This window comes from Rhodococcus sp. Leaf278, from assembly GCF_001426085.1.
In the GTDB taxonomy this organism is placed as follows: domain Bacteria; phylum Actinomycetota; class Actinomycetes; order Mycobacteriales; family Mycobacteriaceae; genus Rhodococcoides.
In genome coordinates this window covers 458,944-476,722 of record NZ_LMRR01000001.1, presented here as the reverse complement: position 1 = coordinate 476,722, position 17,779 = coordinate 458,944, and the positions used below count along the sequence as shown (strand labels likewise).

General features: G+C 64.0%; 18 protein-coding genes. 7 read left to right on the top strand and 11 right to left on the bottom strand.

Features of this window, described 5'->3' with window-relative positions:
• Positions 1-7 precede the first annotated feature (7 nt).
• From ASG84_RS02360 to ASG84_RS02335, 6 genes are all read right to left on the bottom strand, one after another.
• Positions 8-1,177, bottom strand: a complete 1,170-nt coding sequence (locus ASG84_RS02360; RefSeq protein ID WP_057475390.1) for an ABC transporter ATP-binding protein — start codon at positions 1,175-1,177, stop codon at positions 8-10.
• A 5-nt stretch (positions 1,178-1,182) separates the two neighbouring features.
• Positions 1,183-2,016, bottom strand: a complete 834-nt coding sequence (locus ASG84_RS02355; protein ID WP_057475389.1) for a carbohydrate ABC transporter permease — start codon at positions 2,014-2,016, stop codon at positions 1,183-1,185.
• Positions 2,016-2,966, bottom strand: coding sequence for a carbohydrate ABC transporter permease (locus ASG84_RS02350; RefSeq protein WP_057475388.1), 951 nt, complete (start codon positions 2,964-2,966; stop codon positions 2,016-2,018). The genes ASG84_RS02355 and ASG84_RS02350 overlap by 1 nt, the downstream gene beginning before the upstream one ends.
• Positions 2,963-4,285: an ABC transporter substrate-binding protein gene (locus ASG84_RS02345; protein ID WP_057475387.1), complete on the bottom strand. Its 1,323-nt coding sequence runs from the start codon at positions 4,283-4,285 to the stop codon at positions 2,963-2,965. Before ASG84_RS02345 ends, ASG84_RS02350 begins: the two co-directional genes overlap by 4 nt.
• A 195-nt stretch (positions 4,286-4,480) precedes the next feature.
• Complete coding sequence (locus ASG84_RS02340; protein ID WP_057475533.1) at positions 4,481-4,969, bottom strand: general stress protein; 489 nt, start codon at positions 4,967-4,969, stop codon at positions 4,481-4,483.
• Between the two features lie 65 nt (positions 4,970-5,034).
• Positions 5,035-5,991, bottom strand: a complete 957-nt coding sequence (locus ASG84_RS02335; RefSeq protein WP_082520731.1) for an HpcH/HpaI aldolase/citrate lyase family protein — start codon at positions 5,989-5,991, stop codon at positions 5,035-5,037.
• Positions 5,992-6,050: 59 nt separating this feature from the next.
• Between ASG84_RS02335 and ASG84_RS02330 the strand changes: the two genes are divergently transcribed.
• From ASG84_RS02330 to ASG84_RS02305, 6 genes are all read left to right on the top strand, one after another.
• Positions 6,051-7,325: a magnesium transporter MgtE N-terminal domain-containing protein gene (locus ASG84_RS02330; RefSeq protein WP_037171529.1), complete on the top strand. Its 1,275-nt coding sequence runs from the start codon at positions 6,051-6,053 to the stop codon at positions 7,323-7,325.
• Positions 7,326-7,345: 20 nt separating this feature from the next.
• Complete coding sequence (locus ASG84_RS02325) at positions 7,346-7,891, top strand: DUF1003 domain-containing protein (RefSeq protein ID WP_057475385.1); 546 nt, start codon at positions 7,346-7,348, stop codon at positions 7,889-7,891.
• Positions 7,892-8,013: 122 nt separating this feature from the next.
• The gene (locus tag ASG84_RS02320; RefSeq protein ID WP_057475384.1) at positions 8,014-8,886 is read left to right on the top strand and encodes a lytic transglycosylase domain-containing protein; all 873 of its coding nucleotides are present in this window, start codon (positions 8,014-8,016) and stop codon (positions 8,884-8,886) included.
• Positions 8,887-8,973: 87 nt separating this feature from the next.
• The gene (locus ASG84_RS02315) at positions 8,974-10,110 is read left to right on the top strand and encodes an Mrp/NBP35 family ATP-binding protein (RefSeq protein WP_057475383.1); all 1,137 of its coding nucleotides are present in this window, start codon (positions 8,974-8,976) and stop codon (positions 10,108-10,110) included.
• A 92-nt stretch (positions 10,111-10,202) separates the two neighbouring features.
• Entirely contained in the window at positions 10,203-11,660 is a 1,458-nt protein-coding gene (locus ASG84_RS02310; RefSeq protein WP_057475382.1) for an amino acid ABC transporter substrate-binding protein/permease, read from the top strand.
• Complete coding sequence (locus ASG84_RS02305) at positions 11,657-12,430, top strand: amino acid ABC transporter ATP-binding protein (RefSeq protein ID WP_057475381.1); 774 nt, start codon at positions 11,657-11,659, stop codon at positions 12,428-12,430. Before ASG84_RS02310 ends, ASG84_RS02305 begins: the two co-directional genes overlap by 4 nt.
• 143 nt (positions 12,431-12,573) lie before the next feature.
• Here the strand turns inward: ASG84_RS02305 and tatB are convergent, their stop codons facing one another.
• The 4 genes from tatB to sigE form a co-directional block, all read right to left on the bottom strand.
• Positions 12,574-13,023 carry a Sec-independent protein translocase protein TatB gene (gene tatB, locus ASG84_RS02300; protein WP_057475380.1) on the bottom strand — a complete coding sequence of 150 codons (450 nt, stop codon included), beginning with the start codon at positions 13,021-13,023 and terminating at the stop codon, positions 12,574-12,576.
• A gap of 18 nt (positions 13,024-13,041) precedes the next feature.
• Complete coding sequence (locus ASG84_RS02295; protein WP_442970893.1) at positions 13,042-14,574, bottom strand: S1C family serine protease; 1,533 nt, start codon at positions 14,572-14,574, stop codon at positions 13,042-13,044.
• A gap of 81 nt (positions 14,575-14,655) precedes the next feature.
• Entirely contained in the window at positions 14,656-14,982 is a 327-nt protein-coding gene (locus ASG84_RS02290) for a zf-HC2 domain-containing protein (protein WP_057475531.1), read from the bottom strand.
• 16 nt (positions 14,983-14,998) lie between these two features.
• Complete coding sequence (gene sigE, locus ASG84_RS02285; protein ID WP_052058682.1) at positions 14,999-15,625, bottom strand: RNA polymerase sigma factor SigE; 627 nt, start codon at positions 15,623-15,625, stop codon at positions 14,999-15,001.
• Between the two features lie 239 nt (positions 15,626-15,864).
• Here sigE and ASG84_RS02280 point away from each other — a divergent pair, with 239 nt between their 5' ends.
• Positions 15,865-16,476, top strand: coding sequence for an O-methyltransferase (locus ASG84_RS02280; RefSeq protein ID WP_032375949.1), 612 nt, complete (start codon positions 15,865-15,867; stop codon positions 16,474-16,476).
• Positions 16,477-16,543: 67 nt separating this feature from the next.
• Here ASG84_RS02280 and glgC read toward each other — a convergent pair whose 3' ends face one another.
• Entirely contained in the window at positions 16,544-17,758 is a 1,215-nt protein-coding gene (gene glgC / locus ASG84_RS02275; protein WP_057475379.1) for a glucose-1-phosphate adenylyltransferase, read from the bottom strand.
• Between the last annotated feature and the right edge of the window lie 21 nt (positions 17,759-17,779).

Sequence of the window (17,779 nt, the reverse complement as noted above, 5' to 3'; positions counted from 1 at the left end):
TAGCGCTCTACAGCGTCAAATTTGCACCCGAGGCCTGGTCGAACACCGAGATCTTCGCCGGGTCGAACCACAGTTCCACCTGACCACCCTCGGCTGCTTTGGACTCGGCGGCCAGACGTGCAACCACCTGTGCACCACCGAGATCGGCGATACCCGCGTCGGCCGCGAGCTCCTGCAATTCGCTGGACTCGACCTTGGCGCCCTTCAGCGTGAAATAGACGTACTTGTCACTGCCCATCGACTCGAGCACGTCGACGGTGGCGGTGAAGGTGGCACCGCTCATCTTCTGGTAGCCGTCGATCAGCGCGGCGTCCTCGAAGTGCTCGGGACGGATGCCGACGACCACCTCACGGCCCGGGTTCTTGGCCTTGATCGCGTCCATCCGCTCGAGCGGGATGTCGATCTCACCGAGTGCGGTGGACACTCCGTTCGAGGTGAGCTGTCCGGGAACGAAGTTCATCGAGGGCGATCCGATGAAGCCACCCACGAACAGGTTTCGCGGCTTGTCGTAGAGCTCCTGCGGGGAACCGATCTGCTGTACCAATCCGCCACGCAGCACCACGACGCGGTCGCCGAGCGTCATGGCCTCGGTCTGATCGTGCGTGACGTACACGGTGGTGGTGCCCAGGCGCTTCTGCAACCGCGAGATCTCGGCGCGCGTCTGCACGCGCAGCTTCGCGTCGAGGTTGGACAGAGGCTCGTCCATCAGGAAGGCCTTGGGAGTACGAACGATGGCGCGGCCCATGGCAACTCGCTGTCGCTGACCACCGGAGAGGTTGGCCGGCTTCCGGTCGAGGTGCTGACTGAGGTCGAGGATCTTGGCTGCCTCCTCGACCTTCGTGTTGATCTCGGACTTCGAGAGCTTCGCCAACGTGAGCGGGAAGGCGATGTTCTGGCGCACCGTCATGTGCGGGTACAGCGCATAGGACTGGAACACCATGGCGATGTCGCGATCCTTCGGTGCGCGCTCGTTGACGCGCTCCCCCGCGATGCGCAGCTCGCCCGAGGAGATGTCCTCGAGACCGGCAATCATGTTGAGGGTCGTGGACTTTCCGCAACCGGACGGCCCGACGAGGATGATGAATTCGCCGTCGGCGATGGTGATGTCGACGTCGCTGACTGCAGCCGCGCCGTCGGGGTAGAGCTTGGTGACTTTGTCGAGAACTATTTCGGCCATGACGGTTATCCCTTCACTGCGCCGGACGTCAAGCCCGCCACGATACGTCGTTGGAAGAAGAGCACAAATATGATGATCGGGATCGTGATGACGACTGCTGCCGCCGCAATGGATCCCGTGGGCTCCTCGAACTGAGAGCTACCGGTGAACTGCGAAATGGCCGCCGGGACGGTGACCGAACGTTCCGTTGCCGTCAACGAGATGGCGAGCAGCAGGTCGTTCCAGGCGAAGATGAACACCAGAATGGCGGCGGTGACGATACCGGGCGCGGCCAGCGGGGCAATGACCTTGCGGAATGCCTGTGCGGGCGTAGCCCCGTCCATCTTCGCTGCCTTTTCGAGCTCCCACGGAATCTCGCGGAAGAACGCCGAGAGGGTGTAGATCGCCAGCGGCAACGCGAACGTGATGTACGGAATGATCAGACCCGGCCAGGTGTCGAACAGCCCCAGCGACCGGGAGATGTCGAACAACGGTGTGACGAGGGAGATCTGGGGGAACATCGCAATCAGCAGCGCTGCGCCGACGAGAGCTTTCTTTCCCGGAAAGTCCAGGCGAGCGACGGCGTACGCGGCCATCGTGCCGATCACCACGGCGATCACCGTGGTGATCAGACCGATGCCGATGGAGTTGACCAGCGCCGAGGTGAACTGATTGGTCGAGAAGATGCCCTTGTAGTTCTCCAACGTGAATGCGCGCGGGATGAAGTTGCCGTCTGCGATGGTGGCCGTCGACTTGAACGAGAGGCTGATGATCCACAGCAGCGGAACCAGTGCGTAGAGCAGGACGAGGACGTTGACTACCGTCCAACCGACCTTCTTGCGAGGCGTAACAGTGGTCATTACTTGCGGCCTCCGTCGTCGGATCCCGGTGCCGAGGCACCGAACAACTTGATGAACACGAACGCGATGATCGCGACGCAGAAGAAGATCAGAATGCTGATGGCCGAGCCGAGTCCGAGGTTGAACGCACCGAACAGGTTGTCGTAACCGAGAATCGAGACCGATCCGGTTTCGTTGCTACCTCGGGTGAGCACGTAGATGTTGTCGAAGATGCGGAACGCGTCGAGAGTGCGGAAGAGCACCGCGACGAGGATGGCCGGCTTCATCAACGGGATCGTGATGCGCATCAACCGGGTCCAGCCACCGGCACCGTCGACCTCGGCCGCCTTGAGCAGGTCGTCCGGCACGAGAGCCAGACCGGCCAGCAGCAACAGCGCCATGAACGGCGTCGTCTTCCACACCTCGGCCAACACGACGATCGCCAGTGACGGGAACTGTTCGGTGAGTGGAGCACTACCGTCGGGCAACAGATTCGCGAGGTAACCCGTGCCGGGAGTCCACGCGTAGTACCAGCTGTACGCGGCGGCGACGGTCACGATGCCGTACGGAATGAGCACGACGGTGCGTACCAGTCCACGGCCGAAGATGGTGCGGTGCATGACCAGTGCCACCGCGAGACCGAGGATGAACTCGATGATCACCGAGATGATCGTGATCCCTACGGTGACGCTGAATGCCGTCCACCAGTACCCGTCGGACAGCACCGTCACGTAGTTGGAGATGCCGACGAACTCACGGTCCTCGGGGAACGCGAGGTTGTACTTCTGCAGGCTGAGCCAGAACGCGTAGATGATCGGATACCCGGTGACGGCGAGCATCAGGATCGCGGCGGGTGCGACGAGCAACAGTCCCAGCCGCCGTTCGGCCTTCTTGCCGTCGGAGACGTTCTTCAGGGCTGCCTGCTTGTCCAGAGGTTGCGACTGGGGCTCTGAATCGGTAGGAGCACTCATGGAATCAACCCTTCGGAATTGACGGCCTTGGTGACCAGATCTGCCAGCTTGTCCACGTCGGCTACCGGATCGATGTCCTGCGGCGGGTTCAGCGCGTCGGTCAGCAGGATCGAAATGCTTTGGTACGCAGGCGAAACGGGCCGGACTGCGGCCGACTCGATGGAACCGAGCACCCCTTCCCATGCGGGATAGACGGACTGGAACTCAGGGTCGGAGTACAGCGACTTCAGCACCGGCGGCACGCCGCCGTTGACGGCGTTGTTGCGCTGGTTCTCTTCGTTGGTAAGGCACTCGACGGCCTCCCAGGCGAGGTCCTCGTGCTGGGTGGTCTTCGCGACGCCGATGTTGAACCCGCCGATGGTGACCTTGGCGGGCTCACCCGGATTCACCTCCGGATAGGGAGCACTACGGAAGACCTCGGCGATCCTCGCGTCCTGCTGATCGGCAGGGACACCGGCCAGGTTCAGGAACGAGACGGCACCGGCGATGGCGTTCTCCTTCAGACCAGGTAGCACGAACGGGTAGTTGACCTGGAAAGCCATCCGTCCCGATTCCATGCCGAGCCGGGCCGTGGCCTCGTCGCTCTGGGAGACCGACGGATCGTGGCCGTCGGCAGTGGCCACCCGCTTGATGATCTCGAGGGCCTTCTCGGTGGCGGCACGGTGCTCGGGAGTGTCGTTGAGCGTCACCGTCGTTCCGTCTTCCGCAACGACCGACCCACCCGCGCTCTCGAGCAACGAGTTGAACCACACCATGAAGCCCTCGTACTGCTTGGCCTGTACGCCGATCTGGGCGGGCTTACCCGCGGCCGCATTGGCCTCGGCTTCGTCGATCAACTCGTCCCACGTCTGTGGCGGGGTGCCGCCCGGCACCTCGTCCGGCCGGTACCAGAGCAACTGAGTATTCGAGTTGAGCGGAACGGCGTACAGCTGGTCCTGCCATTCCGCGGTGGCGAGCGGCCCTTCGAGTGTGGAGCCGTCGCGCAACTTCGCGGACAGGCCCTCCGGGACGGGCAATGCCCATCCGGCCTCGGCGAATTCGGCCGTCCACACCACGTCGAGCGTCATCAGGTCCAGAGTCTTGTCGTTTCCGGCAAGCCGCCGCGCGAGCTGGAGACGCTGATCGTTCGCACTCTTGGGAAGAGTCCGCTGCTCCACGCGGTATCGACCGTTCGAGGCATCCGAACACACTTGTGCCGCAGCGGCGTACTGCTCTGCGCCGTCTGCGGCGGTGTAGAAACTCAGAACCGGAACCGAACTGTCGGACGAACCACACGCTGCGAGCAACGGACTCGTGACCAGAGCCGCTGCTGCCAACACCCCTATTCTCGTCGCTCTTTGACGCCTACGACCACGATGTCTCGGCACTTTCCGCCTCCGTACGTTCAGTTACTCGCGCAGCACACTGTGTGGGACTGCCGTGCACGAAAGAAACGTAACCGAACTCACTGGCATCGAGGGCGATTTGGGGCTATTCCGTTACCTGCCGGTTGCCTGGTCGTCCAGCAGGTGTGATCAGATCGACAGTTTGGCGAGCAGATCGCGTGCTTTCTCGGCCGTTCGCGGCTCGCAGATGACGTCGTATCGGCCCGCCACCAACTGCATGCTCGACGCGAAATCTCGCTGACCCTTGGTGGCCGCGTACGGAATGGACGCCGAGATCAGACCGAAGATGATGCCGCCGCCGACGCCGATGAGCAGCGCTCCGAAGATGTTCTCGCTGAAGATGCCGAGTACCAGGCCGAGGAACACACCCAGCCACGCACCCGAAACGATGCCTCCACCAATGACTTTAGGCCAGGTGAGGCGGCCGAGGACACGTTCGACCTGCATCAGGTCGACGCCGACGATCGTGACGTCCTGCACCGAGAACTCTTCGTCGGAGAGATAGTCGACGGCGCGCTGCGCCTCGGCATAGGTGGGGTACGAACCGATGGGCCAACCGGAGGGCGGCGTCGGCAGTCCCTGCCCTGGGCGACCTGGCTGTGAGAGGGGATTGGTCATGGCTCCATTGTGCCCCGAAACGGACACGGTCACACCCATTGTCCTGTCCGCGAACACGGCGTGGATCAGGAGGTGGGCGGCTCGAACGTCGTCGTGCGCTTCAGACCGGCCGCGCGACCCTTCGCGGAGACGACCAGCGCCATCTTGCGGCTCGCCTCGTCGATCATCTCGTCGCCGAGCATCACCGCGCCGCGACCTCCGCCCGCCGCGGAGGTATGGAACTCGTAGGCGTCGAGAATCATCTCGGCCTTGTCGTAGTCCGATTGGCGCGGCGCGAAGATCTCGTTGGCGGCCTCGATCTGCGTCGGATGCAGTACCCACTTACCGTCGAACCCGAGACCGGCCGTGCGGCCGGCGGCCCGACGAAAGGCGTCCAGATCGCGAATCTGCAGGTAGGGGCCGTCGATCGCCTGCAGTCCGTGGGTCCGTGCAGCCAGCAGAATGGTCATCAGAATGTGGTGATAGGCGTCGCCGGTGTCGTATCCCACCGGCTGCTCGCCGACGACGAGGGTGCGCATATTCACGCTGGCCATCAGATCCGCAGGCCCGAACACCAACGTCTGCACCCGGGGACTCGCGGTCGCGATCTCGTCGATGTTGCGCAGGCTGCGTGCACTCTCGATCTGCGGTTCGATCCCGATGCCGCCGACATCGAGACCGTGTTCCTTCTCGAGCTGAGTGAGAAGAAGATCCAACGCCTGAACGTGCGCGGCGCACTCGACCTTCGGCAACAGGATCGCGTCGAGATTGCGGCCTGCGCCCGAGACGACGTCGATGACATCGCCGTACGTCCACTGCGTCGTCCAATCGTTGACACGCACGACCTTGATCTGATCGCCCCAACCGTCGGAGTTCAGCGCATCGACGATGCGAGCCCGAGCCTCGACCTTCGCGATGGGGGCGACCGCATCTTCGAGATCGAGGAAGATCGCGTCGGCAGGCAGACCCTTGGCCTTGGCGATCATCTTGTCCGAACTACCCGGAACAGCCAGTACCGATCGCCGTAGGCCCGACGCATTCACCGCAGCACAACCCCTGTCTGATTCATGTTCTGTATTGCCCAGCCTCTAACCTTGCCATCATGGCAGCACTGAGCAAGGTATTCGCGGCCAGGCTCGCGGGCCTGGGCGTCCTGGGCCCCGACGGCGAATCGATCGGCCGGGTTCGCGACGTGGTCATCTCGATGCGCGTCGGCCGAGCGCAACCGAGAGTCCTCGGCCTGGTGGTCGAATTGGCAACTCGCCGAAGAATTTTCGTGCCGATGCTCCGCGTGACCAGCATCGAGCCCAACTCCGTTCAACTGACGACCGGTAACGTCAGTCTGCGTCGATTCACCCAGCGAGCCAACGAGATCCTGGTGTTCGCGCAGATCCTCGACTCCAAGGTGCGCGTCGACGACCCCGAGCTCGACGAGCTGCACGACGCCGATTCGATCGTCGTCGACCTCGGTCTCGAGCTCACCCGAACACGGGATTGGGTGGTGGCCCGGGTAGCTGTACGCAAGCAGCGTCAACGGCTCGCGCGCCGCGGCGCTATCCACGTCGTGGACTGGCAGCACGTGCAGGGACTCACCCAGAACGAGCTGTCGATGCCCGATCAGGGTGTGGCGCAGCTACTCATGCAGTTCGAGGATCTTCGGGCGGCCGACGTGGCGAACGCGATGCGCGAATTGCCCGTCAAACGCCGCATGGAGGTGGCACGGGCTCTCGACGACGAGCGGCTCGCGGACGTCGTCCAGGAATTACCGGACGACGATCAGGTGGAGTTGATGCACTACCTCGGTGTCGACCGTGGCGCCGACGTGCTCGAGGCCATGGACCCCGACGACGCTGCCGACCTCCTGGGCGAGCTGCCCGAGACCGAAGCGGAATCGCTTCTGCGCCTGATGGATCCGGAGGACTCCGCGCCTGTCCGACGCCTGCTCGAGCACTCCCCCGACACTGCCGGTGGTCTGATGACACCCGAACCGGTCGTGCTCACCGCATCGACGACCGTGGCCGAGGCTCTCGCTCGGGTGCGCAACCCCGACCTGACGCCTGCGCTGGCATCACTGGTGTTCGTCGTGCGGCCGCCGACCGCGACACCGACCGGGCCTTACCTCGGCTGCGTCCACTTGCAGCAGCTACTGCGAGAACCCCCGGCGAGCCTGGTCGGCGGAGTCGTGGACAGCGCTCTTCCACGGTTGTCTCCCGACGACAGCCTCACCGCCGTGACGCGATACTTCGCGACGTACAACCTCGTCTGTGGCCCGGTGGTCGACGACGAGGACCACCTGGTCGGGGCCGTGACCGTGGACGACGTCCTCGATCACCTGTTGCCCGAGGACTGGCGAGATCAGGAAGTGGCCGGACAGTGAAAGAAACAGCACGCCAGAGAATGGACACTCCGCGCGGATCGCGGATGTTCAACGTCAATCTCGACTTCGATCTCGGCAAGTCGGGCGAGAAGGCCGCCAGGTTCCTGGGCACGGGGCGCTATCTGGCCATTCAGACCGGCATCGTCATCGTGTGGATCTTCCTCAACGTCGTTGCGGTCAATCTGCAGTGGGACCCGTATCCCTTCATCCTGCTCAACCTTGCGTTCTCCACGCAGGCTGCGTACGCCGCGCCGCTGATTCTGTTGGCCCAGAACCGGCAGGACGACCGCGACCGCGTCTCCCTCGAGGAGGATCGCTCCCGCGCCCAACAGACCAAGGCCGACACCGAATTCCTGGCCCGCGAACTCGCTGCGCTGCGCATCGCCGTCGGTGAGGTCGCCACCCGCGACTACCTGCGCCGCGAACTCGACGAGATCAAGGCACTGCTCGAGCAGGCGACGGGTCAGCCGGTCACATCACCGAAGAAAGCGCGCAAGAAGGCAGCCGCGCGGGTGCAGGACGACGGCGGTGTGCCGGACGCGTCCGATATCGATCCGTTGTCCTGACCGCACGGCATCCCCGCTGGTAACAGCCCGATAACAGAACAGTCTCGAATCAGGTACCCTCGATCCCGGTCATCAGGTCGGGCCCCGGACGTCGTCCGGGGAAATCAGGAGGTACAGCACGCGTGGGTCGTCACAGAAAACCATCGACTTCCAAGGTTCGACGGAATTCGGTGATTGCTCTGGCAGGTCTCGTCCCCGCAGGACTCGTCACCGCCGCCACCAGCGCCGGAGCCACCGAATACATTCCTTTCGTCAGTGCGAAAACCTCGCCGGCTGCCCAGGAATCGAACTCGGTGGTCGAGACCCCGCAGCCGATCGCCCAGGACCAGCAGGCTCAGCCGGTTGCTCAGGCCGAGCTTCCGGTACCGGCACCGGTCCCTGCACCCGCGCCGGTCCCTGAGATCCCGCCCACACCGGAGCTCCCCACCAACCTGGCCGTCAGCCCCATCGCGATTCCGGTGGTCAACGTCGCCGCCTACAAGAACGCCGAGCGGATCCTGGCCCAGCAGCAGCCCGGCTGCGGCATCAGCTGGACCGTCATCGCCGGCATCGGCCGCGTCGAGTCCACCCACGCCAACAACGGCAAGGTCGACGACTCGGGCGAACTGCACGAGCCCATCCTCGGACCGGTTCTGAACGGCACCCTTGCGGGCAATCAGGTGATCCGCGACACCGACGGCGGCGCACTCGACGGCGACACCCAGTACGACCGCGCAGTGGGACCGATGCAGTTCCTGCCCTCGACGTGGAACCTCTATCACGCCGACGGCAACGGCGACGGAGTCTCAGACCCACAGAATCTGTACGACGCAGCCCTGGCCACCGGCATGTACCTGTGCGACGACGGCACCAACATGCGCGACCTGGGCTCCACCACCAGAGCGATCCTGCGCTACAACAATTCGATGGCCTACGTGGCGAACGTGCTGGCATGGTCGGCCGGATACGCCACCGGCATCATCCCGACGTCGGACCAGCTGCCGCGCATTCATTGAATCCAACACTGCACTGAATCGGACGCAGCACTGGATCGCGCTGCCCTGCTGTTCATCGGGAGTCCGCGCACCGCCTAGCATGAAGCAATGGCTGTACTGACCGAATCCGACGTTCGGACCGCGCTGACGAAGGTCATCGACCCCGAGATCCGCAAGCCCATCACCGACCTCGGGATGGTCAAGAGCATCGATGTATCCGCCGACGGTTCCGTCGGTGTCGGCATCTACCTCACCACCTCCGGCTGCCCGATGAAGACCGAGATCAGCGATCGCGTGAAGAACGCCGTCGCCGACGTCGCAGGTGTGGGCACCGTGACCGTCGAGCTCGACGTCATGAACGACGAGCAACGCACCGAACTACGCAAGTCTCTGCGCGGCGATTCCGCCGAGCCGATCATTCCCTTCGCACAACCCGGATCGCTGACGCGGGTGTACGCGGTGGCGTCGGGCAAGGGCGGCGTGGGCAAGTCCAGTGTGACGGTCAATCTCGCGGCATCACTGACTGCGCGGGGGCTGTCGGTAGGCGTGCTCGACGCCGACATCTACGGCCACTCCGTGCCACGCATGCTCGGCAACGACGCGCGGCCCACCCAGGTGGAGAAGATGATCATGCCGCCGCAGGCGCACGGCGTGAAGTTCATTTCGATCGCCCAGTTCACGCAGGGCAACACCCCGGTCGTCTGGCGTGGACCGATGTTGCACCGCGCATTACAGCAATTCCTGGCCGACGTCTTCTGGGGTGACCTGGACGTGTTGCTGCTCGACCTTCCCCCCGGCACCGGAGACGTGGCAATCTCTGTCGCACAGCTCATTCCGAGCGCGGAGATCCTCGTCGTCACCACTCCGCAGCAGGCCGCGGCCGAGGTGGCCGAGCGCGCCGGAGCAATTGCTCTGCAGACCCGTCAGCGTGTTGCGGGCGTGGTGGAGAACATGTCCTGGCTCGAACTACCCGACGGCACCCGTATGGACATCTTCGGATCCGGTGGTGGACAGGACGTATCGGACAGATTGACCAAGGCAGTGGGTGCCAGCGTTCCCCTTCTCGGCCAGATTCCGCTCGACACCGCCGTCCGCGAGGGTGGTGACGCCGGGACGCCGATCGTGCTGAGCAACCCGGAATCGCCTGCGGCACAAGCCTTGGAGGCAGTCGCCGGAAAGCTGGCGGTGCGCGAGCGCGGGCTGGTGGGAATGTCGCTGGGAATCGACACGGCCCGGAAACTGTAGGGCGCGCGCTTATACCCGATAAACGACGCGGGAAACAGGGTCGAAGCCTTAGGATTTGCCTTCAATCCTACTGTCGATAGAGAGTGGCCTTCATGAAGAAGCCGCATCGGATCAGGCCGGTCGTCGTTCCGGTTCTGATCGCACTGCTGATGACCCTGCTGGGATCGCTGCTCGGTCCTGGCCTGGCATCCGCACAACCCGCCCCGCCCGCGCAGAACTACTCGATCGCGACGGACACCACCTTCGCACCCTTCGAGTTCCAGGACGAGACAGGCAAACTCGTCGGAATCGACATGGACCTGCTCGCGGCCATCGCCGTCGACCAGGGCTTCGAGTACACCGTCGAGCAGGTCGGTTTCGATACCGCGCTCCAGGGCGTCACCAGCGGCCAGTTCAACGGAATGATCGCCGGCATGTCGATCACCGACGAGCGCAAGGCCACCTTCGACTTCTCCGAGCCGTACTTCGATTCCGGTGTCCAGATGGCAATTCTGGATTCCAACGACGAGATCACGGGCTACGAGGATCTCCGCGGTAAGTCGGTCGCGGTCAAGAACGGCACCGAGGGCGCGACCTTCGCCGCGTCGATCGCAGATCAGTACGGCTTCACCATTCGCAGCTTCGACGACTCCGCGACCATGTTCGAGGAAGTGCGCACCGGCAACTCGGCGGCCGCCTTCGAGGACTACCCGGTGCTCGCCTACGGCATCACCCAGGGCAACGGATTCAAGACCGTCACCGAGAAAGAAGCCGGTGCCAGTTACGGATTCGCCGTCGCCAAGGGCACCAACGCGCAGTTGCTCGAGCAGTTCAACACCGGGCTGGAGAACCTGCGCGCCAACGGCCAGTACGACCAGATCCTCGACACCTATCTCAATGCCGACGCCTCCACCGCGGACACGTCCATCCCCGGCCTGATCGCCAGCAGCTGGCAGTTGCTGCTCGAGGGTTTGTGGCTGACCATCGTGTTGACCGTCATCTCCATCGCCATCGCGTTGGTACTCGGCGGCATCTTCGGCCTGTTCCGCGTCTCGACCAACATCGTGCTGCGCGGCATCGGTACCACCTACGTCGACATCTTCCGTGGCACACCGCTTCTGGTGCAGGCATTCTTCATCTACTTCGGCGTACCCGCCGCGCTGAACTTCCAGATGTCGGCGTTCACCGCCGGTATCATCACGCTCTCGCTCAACGCCGGTGCGTACATGGCCGAGATCGTGCGTGGCGGCATCCTCGCCGTCGACAAGGGACAGATGGAGGCCTCGCGCAGCCTCGGCATCAGCTACCTCAAGTCGATGCGAAAAGTGGTGATGCCACAGGCAATTCGCACGATGATCCCGTCGTACATCAATCAGTTCGTCATCACGCTCAAGGACACGTCGCTGCTCTCGGTCATCGGCCTCGCCGAGCTGACGCAGACGGGTCGTCTGATCATCGCTCGCAACTTCGAGTCGTTCAACATGTGGCTCATCGTCGGCGTCCTGTACTTCATCATCATCATGGCTCTCACCAAGCTGTCGAACCGGCTCGAGAAGAGGATCAACAAATGAGCACCGAACTGACCAAGGACCTGCCGGTCGACCAAGGTCCGGGAACGAAGATCTCGATCAAGGGCCTGCAGAAGGCGTTCGGCGACAACACGGTTCTCAAGGGCATCGACGCCGAGATCGCCAACGGTGAAGTGGTCTGTGTGATCGGCCCCTCGGGCTCGGGCAAGAGCACGTTCCTGCGCTGCCTCAACAAGCTCGAGGACATCACTGCCGGATCGGTCGTCGTCGACGGCACCGACCTCACGGCCAAGAACGTCGACCTGGACAAGGTGCGCCAGAACATCGGCATGGTGTTCCAGCACTTCAACCTCTTCCCGCACATGACCGCCCTCGAGAACGTCATGCTCGCACCCGTCGAGACGAAGAAGATGTCGAAGTCGCAGGCAAAGGAAGCGGCTGCGCAGTTGCTCGAACAAGTCGGCCTGTCCGAGCGCGCCGACTACAAGCCGGCCAACCTGTCGGGCGGGCAGAAGCAGCGTGTCGCCATCGCGCGAGCACTGGCCATGAGCCCGTCGATCATGCTGTTCGACGAGGCCACCAGCGCACTCGACCCCGAGATGGTCGGGGAAGTACTGCAGGTGCTGCGCGACCTCGCCAAGGGCGGCATGACGATGGTCGTCGTCACCCACGAGATGGGCTTCGCACGCGAAGTCGCGGATCGAGTGATCTTCATGGCCGAGGGCGTCATTGTCGAGGAGGGAACCCCCGACGAGTTGTTCGGTAATCCGCAGAACCCCCGTACTCAGGACTTCCTGAACAAGGTGCTCTAGCCCCGCTCCCCCAGTTTCACCCGCCCTCGCATGAATGCGCCTTTGTTGCACTCAGAGCGACTGAATCCCACATTCATCCGGGGCGGGGTCGGAAGGGTGGTACCAGCAGCCGGGGTGGCCTGAAGGCCGGCTGACGGATGTACTTACGTGGCGTCGGCGTCGATCGGCGGAGTGTCGCCCGCCGCGAGCTTCGGTGCGTCCTTGCTCATCGACACCCCACCCTGAGGAGTACCGGTCTGCGGCGTCGGTCCGCCGAGGTTCTTCGGCTTCGTCTCGAATGGCTTGCCCTTGAAGGTGTCGTCCAAGGGGTTCTTGAAGATCGAATCGTCGCCGTCGAGCAAGTGCTTGGTGATGACCGCACGAGGGGTCATTCCCCGGAGCTGGTTGAGATCGGCGAGCGGTTTGCGAAGGTCCTCGAAGTCGGTACCCAGCTCGTCCTTGAGTTGCTGACTCGCGCCGTTGGCGTAGTCCTTCACCTGGCGGATGGACTTGGACACCCAGCTGATGGCGCCGGGAAGGCGATCCGGGCCGAGGATGACCAGAGCTGCTACGAGGAGAATGACGAGCTCTCCCCAACCGATGTTGCCGAACACGCCTGCCAGCCTACGTCGTCAGTCCGAAACCGGCGTGACGGAGACGTCCACCAGCCGTCCGGAACGGACGAGTTGCACCGGAACCGCCTGGCCGATCGTGGTCTCCTGCACCGCGACCACCAGCTCGTCTGCATCTCCCACTGCGCGATCGCCGACCTTGGTGATGACGTCCCCTTCGACAATTCCCGCCTGCTGAGCCGGACCGCCGGTGCGCACGTTGGCGACTTCGGCACCGGCCGAGGTGTCGTTGATGACCGAGCGGGCGTTGATACCGAAGTCCGGGTGTTTCATGACGCCGTCCCGGATGAGACTCTGTGCCACCTCGGTGACCTCGTCGACCGGAATCGCGAAGCCCAGGCCCACCGATCCACCGCTCTCGCTTCGGATCGCCGAGTTGATCCCGATGACGCGACCCTCGAAGTCGATCAGCGGGCCGCCGGAGTTGCCGGGATTGATGGCGGCGTCGGTCTGCACGGCGTCGATGACTGCATCGGTGTCGGTGCCCTCACCCGACAGCGCGACGGGACGGTCGAGGGCGCTGACGATGCCGGAGGTGACCGTCTTGTTCAATCCCAGCGGCGATCCGACGGCGATGACATCCTGGCCGACGCGAACGTCGCCGGAGCTACCGAGCTGAGCCTCGGTGAGGTTGCCGACTTCGGTCTTGAGGACGGCGAGGTCTGTTTTGGTGTCGCGGCCGACGATGCGGCCGGGCACCTTGGTGCCGTCGGAGAAGGTGACTTCGAGTGTCGAGTTGTCGGGGTCGGACGCGGCCAGGGAGATCACGTGGTTGTTCGTCACGATGTAGCCGTCACCGCTGATCACGACGCCCGAGCCCGTGCCCCCGGTCTCCCCGAGCGTCACCTGGATCGACACGACGGACGGCAGTACGGCGTCGGCGACCTTACTGATCTGCCCGCGCGGGATGTCGTCACCGCTGGATTGGGTCAGGGTCACTTTCTGGCTGGTCAGTGCGCCGGTCACCTCGGCGGTCAGGCGGCCGAAGAGGCCACCGACCAGCCCGATGACGAGCGCGAGGACACCGAGTACAACGAGGGCCCGAGTCGATACCGACCGTCCGAACAACACGTCGCGTACACCGAGCTTGGTTCCGGGAGGAAGTACAGGGGGCGGTGGAGAGTCGACAGCTGCGCTGCCGAGAGACACTCTGGACTCTGAATCGCGCCACGGATCGGCCGGTTCCGACGCGGCGGTGTCACTGTCGTTGTGGGCGTCGGGGTCACGCTGGATCGATTCCTGAGCGTCTTCCGGACGTCCGAATGCCTCGGCCAAGATCGGGTCGGGTGGCCGCACCGATACCCGCGATGGCAATTGCTCGCCGGATCGGCGCGGTGAGAACGAGCCGTCGACGTCGTCGGGTCGTCCGAACACCGAGGCCGACACCGGATCGACGGAGGGCCGATACACCGGGCGAGGTGGCAACCGCGGACCATCCGGACCGTTCTGCGCGGCCTCGAAATCCGACGGGTCGATGCCTGCGGTCTCGGTACTGGTCGAATTCGATGTCACGCGTCCGGTTACCCCTCGCATACGTCGGTGTGAGAGTTCAGTATCACTCGAGCGGTCGGCTCGGCTCGATGCAGGTGAGACGTCGGCCGGATCTCGGTGCGATCAGCGTCGGCGACGACGCACAGCGGCGACGGACGACATGAAGGTTCGCTTGGTGTGGGCCGGCCGATCCTCGCCGGCGCAGGAGGGGATCTGACTGAGCAGGCCACGAAGTGAGTGCGGCATCGACATCTCGCCCGCCCCGCGCAATGCCCGACGCGCCTGCTGCTGCGCTTCGACCTCGGCTGCGCATTCCGGGCACTCTGCGAGGTGGTGGGCAGCACGAAGATACGCGGGCATGCGCAATTCGCCGTCCACGTACGCCGCAACGGCCTCACTGGCCAGATGTTCGGTGGAGCTGAACTGCCGGGGCTTGCGCGCCTGCGTCATCCAACCCTCCTCGTAGCTAGTGGACACTTGCGTGACCGGAGTCGACCTTCCCGTGCACTCGAAGGTACTCGCGTAGCGCCTGGCGTCCACGGTGAATGCGACTGCGGACTGTTCCGAGCTTGACGCCCAGTGTCGCACCGATCTCCTCGTACGACAGTCCTTCGATATCGCACAGCACGATTGCGGCGCGGAACTCGGGTGCCAACGAGTCGAGCGCAGACTGCAGATCGGGGTCCAGGCGCGCGTCGTGGTAGATCTGCTCGGGGTTCGGCCGGTCGGAGGGGACGCGGTCGTAGTCCTCGGGCAGTGCCTCCATGCGGATGCGGCTACGGCGACGGACCATGTCGAGGAACAGATTCGTGGTGATGCGGTGGAGCCAGCCCTCGAAGGTGCCGGGCTGGTAGTTGGACAGGGAGCGGAAGACCCGGATGAACGTGTCCTGAGTCAGGTCTTCGGCATCCTGAGCATTGCCGGACAGGCGGTAGGCCAGACGGTAGACGCGGTCGCCGTGCTCACGAACCAGCTCGTCCCAGGACGGCATGGTGGAATCCTCGCCGGTCGCATCGAACACTGCGGTTCCGCTGAGGTCCTCGGGCGCGGGTACGGACTCGGGTAGACGCGCGGTGTCGCGATCGCCGTTGATCTTGTAAATAGCTGGATCCTCCTGCTCAGGACTGCGTACGTCCTTCTGATTCAACCGACGACTACCCTCGGATGTTCCAGCTCACACTTCGCAATCGAGACGGACCTTCGATTCCTCCATAGCCTGACCGACCCGCGTGTGGGTGCGGTATGAATCAGCTGAGGCCCACCTGAGAATGTGCGCGTGAGATCGAGCTCTCGGCACGATAACCTCGGGGCGTGCCGACCAACGCCGAGAAGATGCTCGCTTATGCCGAAGACTCCGCTCAGGAGGACGAGGTTCTCATCGCAGCCAGAGAGCGCGCCATCGATCTCGGTGCGGCCCCGGTACCGCCGTCGGTCGGGGCGATCCTGAGCATCTTCACCCAGATGCTCGGGGCCAAGACGGTCGTCGAAATCGGAACGGGCGCAGGAATCAGCGGCCTGTGGTTGCTCGACGGTATGCGCGCGGATGGCGTTCTCACCACGATCGACACCGAGCCGGAGCACCAGCGTGCAGCGCGAGAAGCGTTCCGCGCCGGAGGAATTGCGCCCTCACGAACTCGGTTGATCAACGGCTGGGCACTGGACGTGCTCCCCCGATTGGCCGACGACACGTACGATCTCGTGTTCATCGACGCCAGTCCCGCAGACCATCCACACTTCGTCGCCGAGAGCGTGCGTCTGCTTCGACCCGGCGGAGTTCTGGTGCTGCACAACGCGTTGCTCGGCGGACGAGTTGCCGATCCGACTCAACGCGACGCCACAGCAGTGGCCGTTCGCTCCGCCGCGCGGGCAATCGCCGAGGACGAACGGCTCACGACGGTGCTGCTGCCCCTCGGCGACGGTTTGATCTGCGCGTCGAGAGCCTGAGAGGCTGCAACGAATGTGAGCGGTAATTCGTAGTCCGCTACGAATTACCGCTCACATGCCGCAGGCTCTAAATCCAGACGCCCTTACCGACCGAGACCACTCCCCCGGCGCTGACGTTGAATCGTTCACGATCGCGTTCGTGGTCGACACCGACGATCTCCCCGTCGCCCACGACGACGTTCTTGTCCAGGATCGCGTGCCGCACGACGGCACCCTTGCCGATCCGGACGCCGGGCATCAGGACACTGCCCTCGACCGTCGCGCCGCTGTCGATCATCACGTTGGAGCTGAGCACCGAGTTGCGCACGGTGGCCGCCGACAGGATGCAGCCGGCACCGACCACCGACTCCTGAGCCAAGCCGCCCTGAACGAATTTTGCGGGTGGCAGGTTCTCGGCCGATCCACGGATTGGCCAGCGGCGGTTGTACAGATTGAAGATGGGGTGCACCGACACCAGGTCCATGTGGGCGTCGTAGAACGCGTCGATGGTGCCCACGTCTCGCCAGTAGCCGCGATCACGTTCGGTGGCACCGGGAACGACGTTGTCGTTGAAGTCGTAGACCGACGCGACGCCGGCTTCGACGAGCGCCGGAATGATGTCGCCGCCCATGTCGTGGTCCGAGTCGGAGTTCTCGGAGTCGGCCTTGATGGCGTCGACGAGCACCTTGGTGGTGAACACGTAGTTGCCCATGGAGGCGTAGGTGACGTCCGGGTCGTCCGGAGTTCCCGGCGGTTGCGCGGGCTTCTCGAGAAACTGGGTGATCTTGCCGTCGGCGTCGGAGTCGATGCAGCCGAACGCGAATGCCTCGCTGCGTGGAACCCTGATGCCCGCCACGGTCACGCCCGCACCGGAATCGATGTGCTGCTGCACCATCTGCTCGGGGTCCATTCGGTACACGTGGTCGGCACCGAACACCACGATGTACTCGGGGTCCTCGTCGTAGACCAGGTTCAGTGACTGGAAGATGGCGTCGGCGCTGCCGGTGTACCACCGGGGCCCGAGTCGCTGCTGCGCCGGCACCGGAGTGATGTACTCCCCGGCGAACCCGGACAGCCGCCACGTCTGCGAGATGTGGCGGTCCAGTGAATGGGACTTGTACTGGGTGAGCACGCAGAGCCGGAGGTAACCGGCGTTGACGAGATTGCTCAGCACGAAGTCGATGAGTCGATAGGCGCCCCCGAAGGGAACGGCCGGCTTGGCTCGGTCGGCGGTCATCGGGTACAGACGTTTACCCTCACCGCCGGCAAGCACGATCCCTAGTACGTGCGGTTGTGTCCTCACCCACTCAACCTATCCGCACCG